At 37.0% G+C, this 19,144-nt stretch carries 25 protein-coding genes; 23 read left to right on the forward strand and 2 right to left on the reverse strand.

All coding sequences use genetic code 11. From position 1 onward, the window contains the following. On the reverse strand, positions 1-844 hold an 844-nt coding region (locus tag EGI31_RS21230), incomplete at its 3' end, for a transposase (protein WP_255039179.1). Between the two features lie 96 nt (positions 845-940). Between EGI31_RS21230 and EGI31_RS21235 the strand changes: the two genes are divergently transcribed. From EGI31_RS21235 to EGI31_RS21290, 12 genes are all read left to right on the forward strand, one after another. Continuing rightward, entirely contained in the window at positions 941-1,645 is a 705-nt protein-coding gene (locus tag EGI31_RS21235; protein ID WP_255039180.1) for a hypothetical protein, read from the forward strand. Between the two features lie 382 nt (positions 1,646-2,027). Then, entirely contained in the window at positions 2,028-2,357 is a 330-nt protein-coding gene (locus tag EGI31_RS21240) for a hypothetical protein (protein ID WP_255039181.1), read from the forward strand. Positions 2,358-2,359: 2 nt separating this feature from the next. Continuing rightward, positions 2,360-2,833: a DUF4265 domain-containing protein gene (locus EGI31_RS21245; protein ID WP_255039182.1), complete on the forward strand. Its 474-nt coding sequence runs from the start codon at positions 2,360-2,362 to the stop codon at positions 2,831-2,833. Between the two features lie 201 nt (positions 2,834-3,034). Then, positions 3,035-3,745 carry a hypothetical protein gene (locus EGI31_RS21250; protein WP_255039184.1) on the forward strand — a complete coding sequence of 237 codons (711 nt, stop codon included), beginning with the start codon at positions 3,035-3,037 and terminating at the stop codon, positions 3,743-3,745. Continuing rightward, positions 3,742-4,620, forward strand: a complete 879-nt coding sequence (locus EGI31_RS21255; RefSeq protein ID WP_255039186.1) for a hypothetical protein — start codon at positions 3,742-3,744, stop codon at positions 4,618-4,620. Before EGI31_RS21250 ends, EGI31_RS21255 begins: the two co-directional genes overlap by 4 nt. Before the next feature lie 191 nt (positions 4,621-4,811). Then, positions 4,812-5,306 carry an SRPBCC family protein gene (locus tag EGI31_RS21260; protein ID WP_262925398.1) on the forward strand — a complete coding sequence of 165 codons (495 nt, stop codon included), beginning with the start codon at positions 4,812-4,814 and terminating at the stop codon, positions 5,304-5,306. A gap of 512 nt (positions 5,307-5,818) precedes the next feature. Beyond that, positions 5,819-6,283 carry a DUF1579 family protein gene (locus EGI31_RS21265; RefSeq protein ID WP_255039187.1) on the forward strand — a complete coding sequence of 155 codons (465 nt, stop codon included), beginning with the start codon at positions 5,819-5,821 and terminating at the stop codon, positions 6,281-6,283. 122 nt (positions 6,284-6,405) lie between these two features. Next, positions 6,406-6,789, forward strand: coding sequence for a VOC family protein (locus tag EGI31_RS21270; RefSeq protein ID WP_255039188.1), 384 nt, complete (start codon positions 6,406-6,408; stop codon positions 6,787-6,789). Further along, positions 6,786-7,232 (forward strand): DUF1801 domain-containing protein, encoded by a 447-nt coding sequence (locus tag EGI31_RS21275; protein WP_255039189.1) that lies wholly within the window; start codon positions 6,786-6,788, stop codon positions 7,230-7,232. The genes EGI31_RS21270 and EGI31_RS21275 overlap by 4 nt, the downstream gene beginning before the upstream one ends. Positions 7,233-7,320: 88 nt before the next feature. Next, complete coding sequence (locus EGI31_RS21280) at positions 7,321-7,683, forward strand: VOC family protein (protein ID WP_255039190.1); 363 nt, start codon at positions 7,321-7,323, stop codon at positions 7,681-7,683. Positions 7,684-7,720: 37 nt separating this feature from the next. Next, positions 7,721-8,161, forward strand: coding sequence for a GNAT family N-acetyltransferase (locus EGI31_RS21285; protein WP_255039191.1), 441 nt, complete (start codon positions 7,721-7,723; stop codon positions 8,159-8,161). 97 nt (positions 8,162-8,258) lie between these two features. After that, positions 8,259-8,879, forward strand: a complete 621-nt coding sequence (locus tag EGI31_RS21290) for a dihydrofolate reductase family protein (RefSeq protein ID WP_255039193.1) — start codon at positions 8,259-8,261, stop codon at positions 8,877-8,879. A gap of 115 nt (positions 8,880-8,994) precedes the next feature. Here the strand turns inward: EGI31_RS21290 and EGI31_RS21295 are convergent, their stop codons facing one another. Beyond that, positions 8,995-10,293, reverse strand: a complete 1,299-nt coding sequence (locus tag EGI31_RS21295; protein ID WP_255039194.1) for an MFS transporter — start codon at positions 10,291-10,293, stop codon at positions 8,995-8,997. A 348-nt stretch (positions 10,294-10,641) separates the two neighbouring features. Here EGI31_RS21295 and EGI31_RS21300 point away from each other — a divergent pair, with 348 nt between their 5' ends. From EGI31_RS21300 to EGI31_RS21350, 11 genes are all read left to right on the forward strand, one after another. Continuing rightward, entirely contained in the window at positions 10,642-11,205 is a 564-nt protein-coding gene (locus EGI31_RS21300) for a helix-turn-helix domain-containing protein (RefSeq protein ID WP_255039196.1), read from the forward strand. A gap of 101 nt (positions 11,206-11,306) precedes the next feature. Further along, complete coding sequence (locus EGI31_RS21305; protein ID WP_255039197.1) at positions 11,307-13,574, forward strand: ATP-binding protein; 2,268 nt, start codon at positions 11,307-11,309, stop codon at positions 13,572-13,574. Beyond that, positions 13,567-13,992, forward strand: a complete 426-nt coding sequence (locus EGI31_RS21310; protein ID WP_255039198.1) for a response regulator — start codon at positions 13,567-13,569, stop codon at positions 13,990-13,992. The genes EGI31_RS21305 and EGI31_RS21310 overlap by 8 nt, the downstream gene beginning before the upstream one ends. A 423-nt stretch (positions 13,993-14,415) precedes the next feature. After that, positions 14,416-14,730 (forward strand): hypothetical protein, encoded by a 315-nt coding sequence (locus EGI31_RS21315; RefSeq protein ID WP_255039199.1) that lies wholly within the window; start codon positions 14,416-14,418, stop codon positions 14,728-14,730. 63 nt (positions 14,731-14,793) lie between these two features. Further along, on the forward strand, positions 14,794-15,480 hold the full coding sequence (locus EGI31_RS21320) for a YiaD family glycine zipper/OmpA-like lipoprotein (protein ID WP_255039200.1): 687 nt from the start codon (positions 14,794-14,796) through the stop codon (positions 15,478-15,480). A gap of 10 nt (positions 15,481-15,490) precedes the next feature. Then, entirely contained in the window at positions 15,491-16,069 is a 579-nt protein-coding gene (locus EGI31_RS21325; RefSeq protein ID WP_255039201.1) for a porin family protein, read from the forward strand. A 205-nt stretch (positions 16,070-16,274) separates the two neighbouring features. Further along, positions 16,275-16,667 (forward strand): hypothetical protein, encoded by a 393-nt coding sequence (locus EGI31_RS21330; RefSeq protein ID WP_255039202.1) that lies wholly within the window; start codon positions 16,275-16,277, stop codon positions 16,665-16,667. Between the two features lie 17 nt (positions 16,668-16,684). Next, positions 16,685-16,957, forward strand: coding sequence for a hypothetical protein (locus EGI31_RS21335; RefSeq protein ID WP_255039204.1), 273 nt, complete (start codon positions 16,685-16,687; stop codon positions 16,955-16,957). Between the two features lie 209 nt (positions 16,958-17,166). Continuing rightward, positions 17,167-17,508, forward strand: a complete 342-nt coding sequence (locus EGI31_RS21340) for a hypothetical protein (RefSeq protein ID WP_255039205.1) — start codon at positions 17,167-17,169, stop codon at positions 17,506-17,508. Positions 17,509-17,639: 131 nt separating this feature from the next. Further along, on the forward strand, positions 17,640-18,629 hold the full coding sequence (locus EGI31_RS21345) for a 2-hydroxyacid dehydrogenase (RefSeq protein WP_255039206.1): 990 nt from the start codon (positions 17,640-17,642) through the stop codon (positions 18,627-18,629). A 206-nt stretch (positions 18,630-18,835) separates the two neighbouring features. Further along, on the forward strand, positions 18,836-18,973 hold the full coding sequence (locus EGI31_RS21350; RefSeq protein ID WP_255039207.1) for a hypothetical protein: 138 nt from the start codon (positions 18,836-18,838) through the stop codon (positions 18,971-18,973). Positions 18,974-19,144: the final 171 nt, after the last annotated feature.

Consider the following 19,144-nt stretch of genomic DNA (forward strand, 5'->3'; position numbering starts at 1 on the left):
TGCGGTTGAGTGTGTGTGTAGCTACCACCAGTTTGTGCTGTTCGTCTACAGCAGCTTGTAGGTTATAACTCACTTCTACTACTTGTCCTTGTACCAATAAGGCTCTGGCGTCTGTGTCAGTCGTACTTACCTGGGGTTCGTCTGTAGTCGAAAGCTGCTTTTCCAGTGTTTCATATTTGATTTTGGCTCCAGCAAGACGTTCTATTTTGGCCTGAACATGTTTTACATCTAAACCAGTGTTTTGCTTATCATTTTCTTCTAACTGCTTTAAGTATTCCGTGGTCTTTTCTTCGATATAAGCTAAATGGCGGTCTATTTTCTTTTGATTATAGTTGTTCTTCTTGGAATTACTTGCTCTTACTTTAGTACCATCAATGGCTACTGTACGCCCTCCAATTAGCTCACATTCTTTTAAAAATAGTACAAAGAGTTTGAACGTGTTTTTTAGGGCCTTAGGATTGTCTTTTCGGAAGTCAGCTATGCTGTGGTAATTAGGCTGCTGACCGCAAAGCAGCCAAAAAACCTCTACATTACGCACGCAGTCCCTCTCAAGCTTGCGGCTGCTGCGTAAACCGTTTAGGTAGCCGTATAAATAAAGCTTTAAATATAATGAGTGCTCAAAAGTAGGTCGGCCTTCAGTTTTGAAAGTTTGAGAAATGAAGCCAAGTTTAGTCATCTCTAGTTTATCAACAAAGGCGTCAATAAACCGAACAGGATTATCATTGTTGATTCGCTCCTCAAAACTAGAAAACTGGACTTGATTTCGGTCTGTTTTTGATTGAATTGGCAAGGCAGAAAGCGTTTTTTGATGTATTAAAAATACAAAAACTCTGTATGTTTTCAAAACCTTTTATTTAGTTTTGTAAAGGCAGTTTTTTCACAGACTGCCGTTATGTGCCATTTTATGAAACATTACACTCTGACAATTATACTAACCTTTTTGACATTTTTTGCTTTTGCTGATGAACAACGATTGACAACGGTTTTCAAATCTGAAAATGGAAAATTTACTTTAAAATACAATAGAAAAAAATGGAATCTTATTGACGAAAACGGAAAAAAATTATACAGTTTTAAAGATGCTGGATTTACTAGTATGACAATTTTAATATCAAATGATGGAAAAAAAATAACAGTAATTGACGACTTTATTGAGGGACATAAAATTAGCCAAAGAAAAGTTTTATATTTTTACAATTCAGGTAACCTAATATCTAATTATAGACTTGTTGACTTATTATCAGACACTTGCAGTGTGGTTAAGTCTGTTTGGCATACAATATGGACATTAAATGATTTTAAAATGACAAAAAGTGACTCTGTTTTCTCAATTGCGACATTTAACTTTTTTGAAATGGAATTTGACACACAAACTGGACAATTAATAAGAAAAACACGACCTCAACAATTTGACGAAACAAACACATTAATCGTAATCGGGAAGTTTTACAAAAGCAAATCAGATAGCAGCAATTTGACCATTCAAAAGTATATTTATGGCCCAAAACAACCAAACCATAGCATAGCCTTTATTACTAATTCTTACGGACAAGGCACTTGGAAACAAGCCTTAATGATAAAAAATGGAATAGATATTACGCCACAAAGATTTAGAAATAAAATGTTAGGAATTGGTTGTGAATAAAACAAAAACGATGGCTAACATAGTATTTGCTATATGGCTGGCGGAAGGAAGTAATTGAGCTTCCCGCTCTTCGACATGTTCTGAAAGACATGTCGAAGCTAGATAAATTAGGATTTCCAATCTTAATGAAGATATTTTAAATTCAATATCATCCGTTGTACGAAGGATATTTCCTTCGTTTTGGTGGAATGCGTCCCGATAGTTATCGGAATTACCCGCATATACATCAAGCTTATGGCAAGTAAGACAGTTGGAAGTAATTGAACATATTGAACTTTATTATACATTTGTACTAAGGCTTAGCAGAAGGAATTCTATTTCCCCACCTGCCAAAAGGCTTGATCGATGTTCTGTCAACTTTGAACTACATATCTTGAATAAAATGGGACATAAAAAAGTTTGTTTAGAATGTAGAGTAACACTCAACAGCACCTATGCCAGTGATTCAGAATCAAGTTATCTTTGTTCTGAATGCGGAAAGCCAATGACACTCTTACCACATAGATTTCGGCCACCCAAAAAGTCGGAACATAAAAAATGGGAGACCGTTAAGTTTTTAATTGACAATGGTTTTTACTTTCAACACATTTACGAAAATGCGTCGAAGTCAGTAAACGGTTTCACAAAGTCTGAAAACTTAGCCACTTACCCACAAAATATGAGAGATGCCAAAGACTTTGTTGAAAAATTCAAAAGCCAAGCAAAGCAATAATTATGCAAGAAGAAGAGGGTGTTAAAATATTGTTTCGATTTCATAGTGACATTTTTGATGAAGAAATGGTAGAAACTTTGTGGGCTACGACTATTGATAAAACCAATGGACTTTATAAAATTGACAATATACCTTTTTATGCACCGCTGGTTGCCTCTGCAGACATCGTATTTGCAGAATTTGATGAAATGGAACAAATGCTCTGCTATAGAAGAACGGTAGAATATTCCGGCAACTCAACCATACAGGTTGTGTTGATGGACAAATCAGGGGATATAAATTCTATTCGTAAAATGTTTGAAGAACTTGGTTGCATTTCGGAAAAAATGAACAAGATATATTTTTCTATGGAAATTCCGGCATTCGTTGACTACCAACCGATAAAGGAAAAACTTGACCAGTTGGAAGTTCATGAAATAATTGGATATGCAGAACCTTGTTTATCCGAACAGCATAGGATAACAGAGATTGAATAAAAACGATTAAGAATCAAAACCGGACCACTAGCAAAAGTTCATAAAAACAGAGTTCCTTTAGTAGAAAGTTGAGAATAGATAATATAAATTACATTTTATAAAAAATTAAACATTGACACTTCCTAAACTTTACCTTATTCAAACTCAAAAAAACTTATCTATTGAAACAAAACCACTTACCAACAATATACAGTGTAAAAAATGAGCTTATTTTCTTATCATATTGTTAGACTATCTTTCACAGAAGCACTCAGGGTTATGATATTTCCCATTAATTCTAAAAAAATAAAAGGATTAATACATGCCGAAACAATGTCTGCAATGATTTTGGGCTCACCTCTTTTCTCAATATCTAGAATTTATAGCCGAGAAATTGTTGTTTTTGCTCAATGGAAAAATGAAGAATTCTTGAATGATTTTTTGAAGTCCAATACAATCGGAAAACTTATCTCAAAAGGATGGCATATAAGATTGGAGTATTTAAGACAATGGGGCAACATTTCAGGATTCCAAATACCTAATTTAAATGTAGAATTTGAAAACCAAAAACCAGTTGTGGCAGTAACTATCGCTCGAATGAAGTACTCTCAAATACCACGTTTCCTTCGTTGGGGAAGACCGGTAGAAAAACAAGTTCGAGACAACGATGCAACCACTCTATCTCTGGCATCGATTCGGTATCCAAACACTATTTCTACCTTCTCTATATGGAAAACACAAAGAGAAATGACAGATATGGTTCATGGTCATAGCAAAATGCCTCAACCAAAGAGACACAGCAATGCCATGAAAGAACGTGATAGAAAAGATTTCCACTTCGAATTTACAACTTTGCGATTTAAACCATTGATGGAATTCGGGGAATGGAATAATAATCACTCCTATATTCCAAATAAACCAGATGCTCAATGAATTTAGCGTACTCAAGGCAAAACTTTCAGGATTGGTTTACACAACAATGGGTAATACTTTGGGGAAGAAAGATTGACTTTGAAGAATATAAGTGGCTCACAGGTCCTTTTGGAGAAATAAATGGAATAGGTGAAGACTTTATTTACCAATTGGCATCAAAAGAAAATTTAAAAGTTGTAAGAAATACAACCTCAAAAGGGTTATTAGAGTCAATCGCAGATCTTAAATTTACAGAGACGGAAATTGAAAGACTTTCTCAGAATGTAATTCATTTCTACGAAAAAACAGCAGATTATAATTTAGATTTACAGGTAAAATGGAATCCGCTCTTTAAGATATTTGGTTATCTTGTTAACAGATTATTCAGTCGAAGAATCAATCAATTGAATATTCCAACTGAAAATATTCAGGAATCAGAAAAGCTTTTAAGTGAAATAATTGAATTGATTTCTGAGAACAATGAATTAAAGTATACCATTTGGCTCCGTAAATTCAAATCAACAGGAAAAGTTATCTACTCCGGTATTTATACTACCTGCACAATTCCTTCAAAAACGACTTGTATAAAAGCTATTTTCCCCTTACCGAAAGGAAATGCAACGGTAATATTGAAACCGTCTATTGGAAGCAGGCATGAACTAATTTTGGATTCTTCAGGGAAAAAGTTTGGTGACGCTGGATTCTATTTTCTTCTCAAAGATTCAAAAGGTATTTTTTGGAGCCAATATGTCAAACCATTTACGGACCAACTTGTAGTCGGAGATGAAAACGAAAATCTGAAAGCAAAACAAACCCTAAAGCTATGGAATGTTAAGGTTGCGGAATTTGAGTATGTCATCACCAAATCAACCAATGACACCCACAATAATGTTTAATATGGAAGACCGAATCTTTAGGACTTAATAAATTTTTGTTTCTGGCTTTTTAAAATTAATCTTTTAAGTCAAATTCGTTAATTAAAATCCAACCTTACCTAATATGATAAAATATTTTCCAGAATAAATTTGCGAAACCAAATAGTTGCACATATATTCGCAACCGATTAGTTTCATTAAAATATTTAATCATGAGCAATTTATTATTTGGCTTTACGGTGGACAAAACTACCAAGTCGGTTTTGGTCGAGAAAGAATTTGATGCCGGGCTTTCACTGGTTTGGGATGCGTTTACAAAGAAAAAAATCCTCGACCAATGGTGGGCACCCAAGCCTTTCGAATCCAGAACAATGGTGATGGACTTCAGAGTTGGCGGCCGTAGGTTTTATGCCATGGTGAGTGCAGAAGGACAGGAATTAAATTATTCCGTTCAATCTTATACATCTATTTCACCAAAAACTAATTTCAAATTTGAAAGCGTGTTTGCCGATAAAGACGAAAATCCTTTTCCTCCGGGTTCGTCTTGGGATTTAACTTTTAGTGAAGAAAATGGAATAACAAAAGTGAGTATTTCTATTTATAACGAATCGCTTGAAAGAATGGAAAAGATGATAGAAATGGGCTTCAAAGAAGGTTTTACAGCTACATTGAATGCACTAGAAGCCATTTTACCAAGCTTGAAGTAAATAATGTGGTTCTGAATTGATTCGAAATTACTGTAATCCGTCCAAATTTACTATTACCATTAAATCGTGCTTAATTGTACAATTGAAACCCATTTTTTAAGTTTTTGAAAACGCTCCTAATTCTCTTTGTGTCGCCTGCCGGCTGGGCCTTCATTTTTTTTCAAAAAAAAACGAAGCAAAAAAAACTGCACCCAGCAAACTCACACACTCAAAATTCTCCAAAACATTTGTTTCAAATTTGAAATTTACTGTGGGAGAATTTTGATTGTGTTCAAACAGTGCTGGCTGATATAACGAACCATAAGTATTTATTTATCTCGGATTCGTGTAATTTCAAATTTGTAATAAATAGTTTTTATTGCTTCAGAATTGAAAATTAACCTTTTTTTTATATTTTTGAATTGGCTGATTCCCTTGAAAATCTATTGCTGTCCCTCTGGCTTTTGAATGCTTAGTATAGAAAAGATAGTTTTACTAAGAAATCCGTTTATCGTTTACATATAAAACAAAACATGAAGATCGTTGACCTAAACAGCAAATATGTTGGACAATGGAAAGGCACTTATCGCTTAATATTAAGCTGGTTACCTAATCCTGACTTCATCTCGGAGTCCCACATGGAAATCAAGGCCGTGGCCAATGGCAAATTTCTTACCATGACTTATGATTGGCAACACGATGGCTTAGATCAGCACGGTATGATATTAATTGGCAACAACAATAAGCAATTTGAAGTAACTGCATCTTGGGTAGACTCTTGGGGTATGAGTGGTAAAATTATGAACTGTTTCGGAACGGTGGACGATGAGGGCGACATTTCGGTGACAGGCTCTTACGAAGTAAATAATAGCCCAGATTGGGGTTGGAGAATAGAAATTCCTTGTCCAACCGATAATGCTTTACAAATCAAGATGTATAATGTATCGCCTGAAGGTCAGGACTTCTTTGCGGGTGATGCCAATTATAGTAAAGTTTGAGAAATGAAGGTTCTATGAAAATATACTCGCTTTCAAGCGGTGTAATGTTTGTGTTTTGTTGATTCTGGCTTTTATTCTTGATATTTGTTTCTTTTGAAATCGCAATAAATTTACAATAAAAAATGAGCAATAAACTGACACATTTTGCCATTCATATTGATGACCTCGAACGGGCAAAGTCTTTCTATGAGGGTGTATTTGATTGGGGATTTAACTCCTACGGACAAGCTGACTTTTTACAAATCAAGGCCGACAAGTCTAACAATGGGGAACTTATTGGAGCATTACAGTCCAGAAAGTATTCACCAATACCAGAAAAAGTCATTGGTTTGGAATGTTCTATCGGGGTTGAAAACATTGATGAAATCATCGCAAAAGTTGAAAAGAATGCTGGGACAGTCGTGATGCCCAAAACGACTATACCCTTCGTAGGTTATATCGCTAAGTTTTTAGACACCGAAGGTAATTTAATTTGTGGGATACAATATGATCAAACTGCCAGATGAAAACATTACGACCACTCCAACCAGACTTTGAATTCCTGTTAGATTTTAAAGATAGAGAATTAATTGATTTGTTTAAAGATTTGCGAGAATTCATACTCGAACTGTATCCCGACTGTAACGAATTGCTGTATCATACCCACGCCTTAACGGCAGTTTTTTCCATCTCCGACAAGCTATCAGATGCGTTTTGTATGTTGCCGATCTATACCAATCATCTTAACCTTGGCTTCAACAAAGGCACCTTGCTGAAAGACCCCCATAAATTGTTAACGGGAACCGGTAACTTAATTAGGCACATCGATATAGAGAAAAAAAGCGACTACAGAAACCCCGAGGTGAAAGCTTTAATAGAGGAGGCTATTAATTTTGCCATTAAGGACATGGACAAACCGACGAAGTCGATTGGAAAGACCTTTCGAAAATCAAGAAATAGTAAAGCCTAAACTTATATCAAAATGGGAAAAAGCCACAATACCATCAAGCCCAGTTAACTATAGAAACAGCCTTTTCAACTCAGATAAAAATAAAGCTATGACCTACGAAAAACTAGTCCCAAATGTGTACTATACTGACATCAATGATGGTTTAAAATTCTTTGTGGAATGTCTCGGTTTTTCTATAGGTCACAACGAAATAAAGTCTAAAGAACCATTTTGTGTACTTGAAAAAGATGGCTTACAAATGTATCTTTTTGAACATTCCCACCTTGCCGCAGAACATAATCCTGAGTTCAGGATAGTGACCAAAAACATTGAAGATATTTATGAGAAGATTTCCAAGTCTCACCCTGAATTTCTTCACCCTAACCTCAGTAAGGTTACAGTTCGGCCATGGACTGCCAAGGAATTCGCTTTACGAGATCATCAGGTTTGCATAATTTTTCAACAGTGGTAAAACAATATTTGATCTTATAAAAGGCGAAACTTTTGCAATGGAACTGAGAATAATTGAACGTGATACAGACAAAACTGAGGGCCTTTATTCGTCTGAGGACTGCCAGATGCTCTTGCAATCGTATGAGGACTACTATCAAACCATTGGTTTTCATAAGCCATGGGTCGGATATTTTGTTGTCAGCCAAAACCAAATAGTGGGGTCTTGTGGCTTTACGGGAGAACCACAGGACGGAAAAGTCGAAATAGCCTACTGGACATTCAAAGCATTTGAAGGCCAAGGAATCGCGTCATTTTCTTGTAAAGAACTCGTTTCCATTGCTCAGAGGACAGATTCAAACTTAATCATTACAGCCAAAACAGCTCCAGAATTTAATGCTTCCACAAAAATTCTGCAGAAAAATGGATTTCAGTATACCAGAATAGTCCAAGACCATGAAATTGGCGATGCGTGGTTGTGGACCTTAGCTAGAGAATAAATTTTCACTTACTGGTTGTTAAAAAAAAGATGGACCATTTAAAAATGAATTAAAAGGGTGATTAAAGCCAAATAAAAGAGACAAAAAACATATTAAAATGAGCAAAATAATTTTTGACAGCGGAATATCACTAGATGGCTTTTTCGCAGGTGATAACAGAGGACCTCAAAACCCGATGGGTGGAGTTTCGGGACAAATACACTCTTGGATGTTTAATCAAAAGGCTTTTTGGGAACACCTAGGATTAGCTGGAGGCAATGAGGATGGAGCGGATGGAAAATATATTAGAGAGACCATCGAACGAACTGGTGCCTATATTATGGGCAAGCGAATGTTCGAAGAAGGCGAAGCGGTTTGGCCAAATGATTTATACAAAGCTGACGTTTATGTACTTACACACGAAAAGCGAGAACCTTGGGTACAAGAAGGTACCACTACTTTTTACTTCATCAATGACGGAATAGAAAGTGCCTTGGAAAAAGCCAGAAAATCAGCAAAAGGCAAAGATATAAGGATTCAAAGAGGTGCCAATACTATTCAACAATATCTAAATGCGGGACTCATAGACGAATTTTTTATTCATATTTCGCCTGTTTTATTAGGAAGTGGAATACGTCTCTTTGAAGGCATCGACAAAGATAAGTATGACTTACAAATAGCTGAAGTGATACACTCAGAGCTGACTACTCATTTGAGATATATACTGACAAAGAAATAGAAAAAGCAATTTAAACTGTCAATTTTTACTACAGTTAGTTTACTGTGGACCTATTCATCAATGGCAGAAAGCATCTCTTCTTTTGAGGATAAATTCTTGAAAAAAGTAGAAATTCCTAACTCACATCTTCAGAGCTATTTCTCCATGTCATGATACCCGCTATGAGTGCGGGTATGGCAAAAATCATGAAGTTAGCACCGATCGTCAAGCCCATTCCTATCAAAAGTCCGCCAAGTTTTGGGCCGACTATGCCACCAATTCGCCCCGCTCCCATTGCCCAGCCGATACCTGTGGTTTTGAATTCGCTCGGGTACATGCGAGCCGCAAAAGCGTACAAGCCTACAAATCCGCCCTGAATACCAAACCCCAAGAAGGCAAATACCAACAGGATGATATCCGAACCAATAAAAAATCTAAAACACGCCATCAATACAGCCGTTAGAATCAATATAACGCCAATGGTTTTTTTAAGACCAAATTTACTCGAAAAATACCCCTGTGTAACGATGCCAAAAAATGCTCCAATATTAAAAACAGTACCTGCATAAATAGCCAAACTCAACGACAAACCAGCATCAGAGGCCAATTTCGGTATCCAACTGGTCATAAAATACAAGGCCGCAAAAGCCATAAACAAGGCAATCCAAAGTTCTACGGAAGGCTTTTTATATTTGCCTGATAAGAGTTTACCAACCGGTATAGCAGACTGTTTATCGGCTTTGGCAGGAAGGACAGATATGGCCTCGTGACCCATTTTACGCAAAATTGTGTTGATTTTTTCCAATGCATTATTCGGCTGGGCCTTGATATAAAAATCTATGGACTCCGACAAAAATATGATAATCAATGGAATAGCCAATAAAGAAGCCATGCCTGCATAAGCAAACATCTGCTCCCAGCCTTCTGCTGGAATCACCTTTGCAGCTACCAGACCAGATATCACGGCTCCTATGGGGTAACCTGAAATAACAAAACTCACCCAAAAATCACGGGTTTTGTTGGGCGTAAACTCAGCCGTGAGTGCGGCAGTACTCGCCAGCATACAGCCAATACCCAATCCACTCAGAAATCTATAAGCGAGTAGGGCGTTCACATTGGTGGCAAAAGAAGTCAAATAAATACAAGAGCCCATCACCACAGCACTGATTAGTATAAGGTTTTTCCGCCCGATTTTATCTGCATAAGGTGCTATAAAGAGTGTTCCAAGCGTCATACCGATGAGTCCTGAGCTAAAAACCGTCCCCAAAACCTCTGGACCAATTGACCATGCTTTTGCTATGGCGGGTGCCGTGTACGAAATAACCAAAACGTCCATGCCGTCGAGCATATTCATCAAAAAACATATAATGATGGTGGCAAATTGAAGTTTTGAGAGAGGATTAGAGTCAATCAAGGCTTTTGAAGAGAATTCCATTCTTATAAAATCTATTGTAGGGTTGATTATTTTAAAACTTAAAATTAGTGTATTTATCCTAGAAAAAATAAGGTAAAATAGAGATTATTTGCTTTTTGGAATAATATTGACTCCTTGAATCCCTTCTTTTTAATGATTCTTATCACAAATAATAAATAAATCGAAAATAATGAAAACAATCAATAAGACATCTCAAACACCTTTCAAGCACCATTCAATGCTGATTTTCAAAATATTAACAGTTTTTTGAGCTACCAATTAACTACCGCCAACACCCACAAAAAATATAAACCTCGCTAATACGGCTTTTATTGGGTAGCTTTGAGAAAACATAATAATGACTGACCAATGAAGCTCTACATTAAATATATGGTGAGCAATCGTTGCAAGATATTGGTCAAAGAAGCCCTCAAAGACCTTGGCCTTCATTTTATATTGGTGGAGCTGGGCGTGGTAGAAGTCATGGAAACCCTCACAGCCAACCAGATATTATCGCTGAAGGCGGTTTTGAACGAGGCGGGTCTCGAACTCATGGACGATAAGCGAGCCATGTTGATTGAGCGGATCAAAAATGTGGTGATAGAAATGGTCCACCACTCTGACGAACTGCCCAAAACCAACTTCTCGGACTTTATAAGTGGTAAATTAAACCACGATTACACCTACCTGGCCAATCTTTTTTCAGAAGTACAAGGCACTACTATTGAGCACTTTATCATAGCTCACAAAACCGAACGCATCAAGGAGTTGATTATATACGGGGAGTTGAACATCACCGAAATCGCCTACAAAATGAATTACAGCAGTGTAGCCCATTTGTCGAGCCAATTCAAAAAAGTTACTGGCCTTACTCCTACCCATTTTAAACAATTAAAAGACAAAAAAAGAAGCCCAATAGAAGAAATAGGATAAACTATTATGATTTGACAATCGTGTCAAATACGACCGACATATACCAAAAAGTAAAAATCAATAAGTATACATTTTCGGTGATTATATCATCTAACAATAAATTGAAAAAAGAAGAAAACAAACATGACAATGAATTAGATATTGCCAAGAAGGAGTTGGTCTTGCAAAATATCGAGAAAGAAAAACGTGCTCAGGAGTTGGTGGTTGCCAACAAGGAATTGGCGTTTCAAAACCTTGAAAAAAGCAAAAGAGAGGAAGAATTGGCATTGGCAAATATTGAACTGGCTTTTCAAACTCACGAAAAAGGTAAACGTGCGGAGGAATTGGTTTTGGCAAACAAAGAGTTGGTTTTTCAGAACCTAGAAAAAGAAAAAAGGGCTGCAGAACTTACCAAGGCTAACTTGGCCAGAATACTCATAGAGGCGAGTCATGATCCACTTTTCACCATCAATCCAAGCGGGAAAATTACAGATCTGAACAATGCCTCAGCCAAAATTACTGGAATGAGCAGGGAAAATTTGCTCGGGACCGATTTTTTTGAACATTTTACAGAACCACAAAAGGCCAGAGAAGTCTACAAGGAAGTGTTCGACAAAGGTTTTGTGAGCGACTATCCACTGACCATCAGAGATCATAAACTCACGGAGGTCTTGTTTAACGGTTCTGTATTTAAAGACGAGGCGGGCATAGTGGTGGGTGTAGTGGTGGTAGCCCGAGAAATAACCGAACAAAAAAGAATAGAAAATGAGCTAATCGAAGCCAAAGTTTTTGCGGAGTTGGCTACAGAAATAGCAGAAGAGACTCAGAAAAGGTCAGAAAATGCCATGCATATTGCTGAAAATGCTGTGAAATCGAAACAGCAATTTCTATCGAACATGAGTCATGAAATCCGAACGCCAATGAACGCCATCATCGGTTTTACCAAAGTGGTTCTAAAGACTGAGCTGACGGCCAAACAAAGAGAATATCTGTCGGCTATTAAAATCAGTGGAGATGCCCTTATTGTTCTCATCAATGATATTTTAGATTTGGCAAAAGTAGATGCCGGCAAAATGACTTTTGAGGAAATCCCGTTTAAAATGGCAGCCTCTATAAAAGCCATGCTGCATTTGTTCGAAACCAAAATACAAGAGAAAAACCTGGAGCTAGAAGTTGATTATGACGAAAATATTCCCGAGGTTTTGGTTGGAGATTCGGTGAGGTTAAATCAAATAATCCTCAATTTGGTGAGTAATGCTGTGAAATTTACAAGCACCGGTAAGATAACTGTTAAGGTAGAAATGCTTTCAGAAAATACGGAAGAGGTGAATATAAAGTTTGAAATCTCAGACACCGGAATCGGTGTTTCAAAAGACAAAATCAAGCATATTTTTGACAATTTTCAGCAAGCCACAAGCGGTACCTCAAGACTATACGGAGGTACTGGTTTGGGCCTGGCCATAGTAAAACAACTGGTTGAAAAACAAGGCGGTAACATCGAAGTAGATAGCCAGCTAGACATTGGTTCTTCATTTAGTTTTCAGCTTGTTTTCAAAAAAACCATCCAACAAGAAACCAACAGAAAAGCCAGCCAAGATCTTGAAGACGAAATGGTGGGAATCAAGGTTCTTGTGGTAGAAGATATGGAGCTCAATCAACTACTGATGAAAACCCTATTGGAAGATTTTAAGTTTGAATGCGACATCGTTACCAATGGGAAGCTCGCCGTCCAACGCTTAACAGAGAAAAGCTATGACATCATTCTGATGGACCTGCAAATGCCTGAAATGAATGGCTTCGATGCCACCAAATACATCAGAAATATTCTCAAACTCCAAGTACCCATCATGGCCCTTACAGCCGATGTCACCACTGTAGATTTAGAAAAATGTAAGGCTGTGGGTATGAATGACTACATCGCTAAACCAGTGGACGAAAAACTACTTTATTCGAAAATAATAGAACTGGTTAAACGAACAATCTCATTAGATGACAAATTAAAAACAGAAGAACTGATAGTGAAGGTGAGATGTATTAACTTGAGCTATCTTTTGGAAAAAACGAAGTCTAATCCAAAACTGATGGCAGAGATGATTAAGCTATATTTGGAGCAAACTCCACCCTTGATAGCAGCCATGAAGTTGGGATTTCAGACCAGCGATTGGAAATTATTGAATTCGGCAGTACATAAAATGATACCATCGTTTTCTATTATGGGCATGGACAATAATTTTGAAGACATGGCAAAAAAAATCCAAGAATATGCCATTCAGCAAGAGATTTCGAATCATATATCGGATTTGGTGATGAAACTCGAGCATATATGCCTTCAGGCCTGTGAAGAATTAGAGGAAGAACTCAACAAATTAAAAAACACTAGCAATGAATAAAATAAAATTGTTTTTGGTAGACGACGACGCCTTATTTTTGAAATCGCTGGAAATAGAATTCATGGACAATGGTGACTTTGAGATAGAAACTTTTATCTCAGGTGAGCTTTGCATAGCCAATCTGTCCAAAAAGCCCGATATCATAATTCTAGATTATCATCTCGACGGTATAAATCCCGGAGCCATGAACGGCTTAGAAACTTTGAAAAAAATAAAATCTATCAACAAAGATATTCCGGTCATTATTTTGTCCTCACAAGATAAAATAGAGGTGGCCGTAAACTGCATGCACCACAACGCCTTCGACTACGTCGTTAAGAGCGAAACCGCCTTCGTCCGACTAAGAAAGGCCATAGATTCTGTTTTTCACCTCCAAAAAATCCAAAAAGAGCTTAACTGGTATATGGATAGGATGTAGTTGGTGGACTGGTTGATTAGTTACTGGTTGGCTGGTTACTGGTGGATTGGTTATTGGTTGATTGGTTATTAGTTGATTGGTTATTGGTGGACTGGTTACTGGTTGATTGGTTATTAGTTGATTGGTTATTGGTTGATTGGTTATTGGTTGATTGGTTATTGGTTGATTAGTTACAAGTTACTGGCCACTGAGCACAATGAAAATATAGTGATGGCCTGGGTAAAGATTTGATTATGAGGTCCATATGTGATATTTCAAAGACATATACCAATTAACTCAAATCCGTTGCGAATCCCCAAATGTGGGAATAATGTAAGTTTAAACGATATTTATGTAACACTCCACACCTTCAAACATCAGACCTTTGCATGGTGAAAATCATTTCACACTTGCCCCACCAATAGTGGGATTTAAACTACGCTGATGAAAAAATATACCATGTATTTCCTGACCTTGTTTATGTTGTTGAGTTTGACACCATTACAATCGAAAGCTGAACCAACTGCCATTTTAAAAGAAAGAACCAAAAAAGTTGAGTCTGAAGAAGCCAAGATTTTGTTGGCAAGATTAGATGCTATAAAAGCTATGGACAAATCAGAAATGACCAGAAGTGAAAAGAAAGAATTGAGAAAAGAAGTGAGAACCATAAAGTCAAATTTGGCAGATTTGGGTTCTGGTGTCTATCTGTCAGCAGGTGGAATCATCATCATTCTTCTGATACTAATTCTATTGTTATAAGTACAAACAACCTACTAGGTCCGCACCTATTTTAATACAGATCGAATTCAAAAAAATACTAAAATGAAGAAAGTAATAATATCACTTCTGACTATAACTACCTTAATAGTAGGATGTAAGACTACCCAAAGTCAGAAAAAATCTAATCTTAGCAAGACCGAAAAAGGAGCCATTATTGGTACTTCTTCAGGAGCTGTTTTGGGCGGAATATTGGGCAATAAGAAGAACAGCACCGCTCTTGGAGCTATACTTGGAGCTACCGTAGGTGGAGCCGTGGGTGTAATCATTGGTAACAAAATGGACAAACAAGCCAAGAAAATCCAAGACGAATTGGGAAATGTAGCCAAAGTAGAACGTGTGGGTGAAGGAATAAAACTGACTTTTGACAGCCAATTGCTGTTCGATTTTGGAAAAGCCAGCCTCCGTGAGTCTAACAAAGATGATTTATGGAAATTGGCCAATACACTGAAACAATACCCCGATACCGACGTGCTCATAGTAGGTCACACCGACAACGTGGGCTCAGAGTCGTTTAACCAAGCCTTATCAAAAAAAAGAGCTACTGCCGTTTCTGGTGAACTAACTTCTACTGGAATAAGCAAAACAAGGGTTAAAATCAAAGGCAAAGGCGAAAGTCAACCAACAGAAACCAATGAGACAGACCTTGGTCGCTCGCAGAATCGTAGAGTGGAAATAGCCATCTATGCCAACAAAAAAATGAAAACTGAGGCCAATAAAGAAGCCATTTAAAATGAAAAATATGAATAAGAATACAATATTGATACTCGCTTTGTTCCTGATTTCTTTCGGAACTAAGGCCCAACTTAAATTCGGTGTCAGGGCTGGACTAAACGCCTCCAACGTGTCATTCCCCAACCTACCTAACAAATCAGAAAAGATAGGTTTCCACGTGGGTTTATTTACGGATATACCCGTAGTAGAGGATTTTATGTCGGTACAACCAGAATTGAGTTATTCCACAAAAGGAACAGCGTTCAAGGTATTGTCCGAAAAACAATCCATCAACATGAACTACGTAGATTTCTTTTTGCCAGTATCGTTTAAAATGAGCGATTTTAACATCAATGTGGGTCCATTTGCCTCTTACTTGATTTCTACACCCGATTATACCTACTACAACAACAATTCTGTTTTGGTAGATGCCTTCAAAAAAATTGATGCTGGCCTTACGGCCGGATTGGGGTACAATTTCAACAAAATGATGATTGGCGTACGCTACAACCAAGGTTTTATAGACGTTACCCAAGACAATTCCCGTGCATTGCTCGGAAGTGGTAAAAATGCTGTAGGGCAACTTTCTATAGGCTATAAGTTTTAAGTCAATACTTAATATTCCAGAGGCGAGATTTCTTCTGGAATATTCTAATCCTAAAAAACACTACAAATGAACAATATATTTAAAGGCTTACTAGCTGGCTATGGAGCCAAAAAATTAGGAGGCGGTTGCTTCGGAACGGTCATCGTTTTCATCATTATTTGGGTGATACTCGGACAGTGTAAATAATATATAAACCTTAAAAACAATGACAAAAGCAACACTATTGGGCATTTGGATGGACCACTCCGAGGCCAATCTTATGGAATATTCCAACGAGGATATGGTCACAAATACCATCAAATCGAGATTTACACAGGAAGTAAAAGAAGAAAGTATAAACAAAGGCGAAAGCGGAATGCACGCCAAAGAAAAACAATTAAAGACCGAATACTTTAAAGAAATCGCCAAAGTAATTAAGAATTATGAGGGCGTATTACTGTTTGGACCAACCACCGCCAAAATGGAATTGGTAAATATGCTAAAAGAAGACCACCACTTTGACAAAATAAAAATAGAAGTACAGCAATCCTTCAAAATGACTGAAAACCAGCAACATGCTTATGTGAAAGAGTACTTTTCGAAGCAATACATTTATTGATTTAAACGACCATAACAATGAAAGACAGCACAGAAAAACCAGTCAAAAAGAAAATCGAATTGCCAGGATATATTCCGTATCCTGAAGGCGAGGATATTTTTGTAAAATCTAAGAAAGTAGCCAACAAAAAGGATATTAAAGATCAACCATTAAAGGCACTAAATCCAGACCGCATGGGCGACCAGCTTGATGTTCCAGGTTCAGAACTCGACAACGACCAAGAAAACATAGGCTCTGAGGACGAAGAAAATAACTATTACAGCCTAGGTGGTGATAACCACGACAACTAACTGTTTAAAATATTAGTCCTGAATGAAAAAAGAGGTAATTAGCTAATATTTAGAGCCTTAAAATACGATTTTAGGAAGAATATTGTTTCTATTATAAATTTAGTTTTACCAAATAAGTTTTTATAAGAACCAAAAAAAATATCCGATCCTCTATCAAATAATATTTGACACATAAGTCTTAATCGAAACACTTAGCCTTCACTAAAAACATGAACAATACTGAAGAACTCATAGAAATGGATGCTGAAATCTCCCAAACTCAGCAAGAACTTGAGGCTAAAGATTTTTTGAAAGAATTTCAGAAAATATGGCTAAAAAAAGCTTCTGAGAAAGATTTCATAGAAATATCTGACCTGAGTAAATTAGAGAGTGGGCAAAGGAATCAAATGTTGCATAAAGAAAACATCTTTGAAAATTCGGCTTCAGAAGAACTAGAAACCAATTACTACTTCCCATTGGACGCCAATCACAGCGACAAAAAACTTCTGTACATCTTGTCATTTGGCAGTTTATTTTTTTTGAGCTTACTTTTAACCTCAATTTTTGGATAGCCCAAGGAATAAAAAAAAATAAGTCAGAATTGCATTTAATCCAAAATAGTAAATCTGAATTCATTCCATATTTTACACAAACTACTGTAAAACATTAAAAATTAGCGACATAAAGGTAAAATAACAACACCATGAAAGTAGCTGTATTTAGTACTAAACCATACGAAAAAACATACCTCGAAAAGTTTAACCACGAAGGTAACCACCACCTCGTTTATTTCGACAACTCCCTAAATTTGGCCTCCGCAGAACAAGCCAAAGGATTTGAAGCAGTTTGTGTTTTTGTGAGTGATATCTTAGACGAAAATACGATTGCCAAACTCGCTAGTCTGGGCGTCAAACTAATAGATTTACGAAGTGCGGGCTTCAATAACGTGGATATTGTAGCTGCAAAAAAACACAATCTAAAGATACTTCGAGTGCCAGCCTATTCGCCTCAAGCCATCGCCGAGCACGCTGTGGCACTTATCCTCACCCTCAATCGCAAAACCCACAAAGCTTATAACAGAGTAAGAGAGGGCAATTTCTCGGTAGAAAAACTGATGGGTTTTAACCTATTTGGCAAAACGGTTGGTATCATCGGAACAGGAAAAATCGGAACAGCTTTTGCGAAGATTATGCTTGGCTTTGGTTGTAAAGTATTGGCCAATGATCTTTTAGAATCCAAAGAATTACAAGCAGAAGGAGTTCATTACACCACTTTTGATGAAGTTTTGGCAGCCTCAGACATCGTTTCTTTGCATTGTCCACTCACCCATGAAACCAAACATCTCTTTGATAGCAAGGCATTTGACAAAATGAAAACCGGAGCCATGCTCATCAACACCAGCCGTGGAGCCATTATTAATACTTCTCATGCTGTGGTAGCCTTAAAAAAGAGGAAATTGGGGTATTTGGGAATTGATGTGTACGAAGAGGAAGAAAGCTTGTTTTTCAAAGATTTGTCCGAAAGTCTTATTCAAGACGATGTTATCGAGCGTTTGATGTCATTCCACAATGTTTTGATCACGCCCCACCTGGGCTTTTTCACGGAAGAAGCCTTGGAGCAAATCGTTAAAATAACTTTGAAGAACTTTTCGGATTTTGAAAAAGGATTACCCTCTGAAAATGAGGTAGTTTAGTCGATAATGGGAAATTAAGACAAGTTTAAAATTCTAGGCGTAGACTGAAAAGTTGCAGAAGGCGAAATAAAAAAGCTATAAACCCTAAAGTATTACTTCAAAAAATGACAGAAACTGGGAAGCATCAGATCATTAGAAGTCTATAAATGAGGCGAGTGCCGAACACAGTAGTCCTGAATAAAGAGCCAATTTTTAATAAAAAACCAATGGAACAAAACATTCTTGTGCGGTACACTGCTATTCAAAACCAAAAGGCTGTAGTCGATTTTGAAAATGCCATTTATGATTCTTTGTGCAAATATTCGTTTCGTCACCTACCTTTCTCCGAAAAAATAGCGAAGTAAATAATTCAAGAAGCACTACGAAAATCACTGCAGATTTGTCATTTGGCCGGTGTAAATATTCAATATCATTTCAAAAAAGTTTTTATTTATGACGACCACCAACATAGCATTATCATTGATTGGAAAATGAGTAAAAATGCTGTAAACCTGATGGTTACACAAATGGCTCAA

Source organism: Lacihabitans soyangensis, from assembly GCF_024343775.1.
GTDB classification, from domain to species: domain Bacteria; phylum Bacteroidota; class Bacteroidia; order Cytophagales; family Spirosomataceae; genus Leadbetterella; species Leadbetterella soyangensis.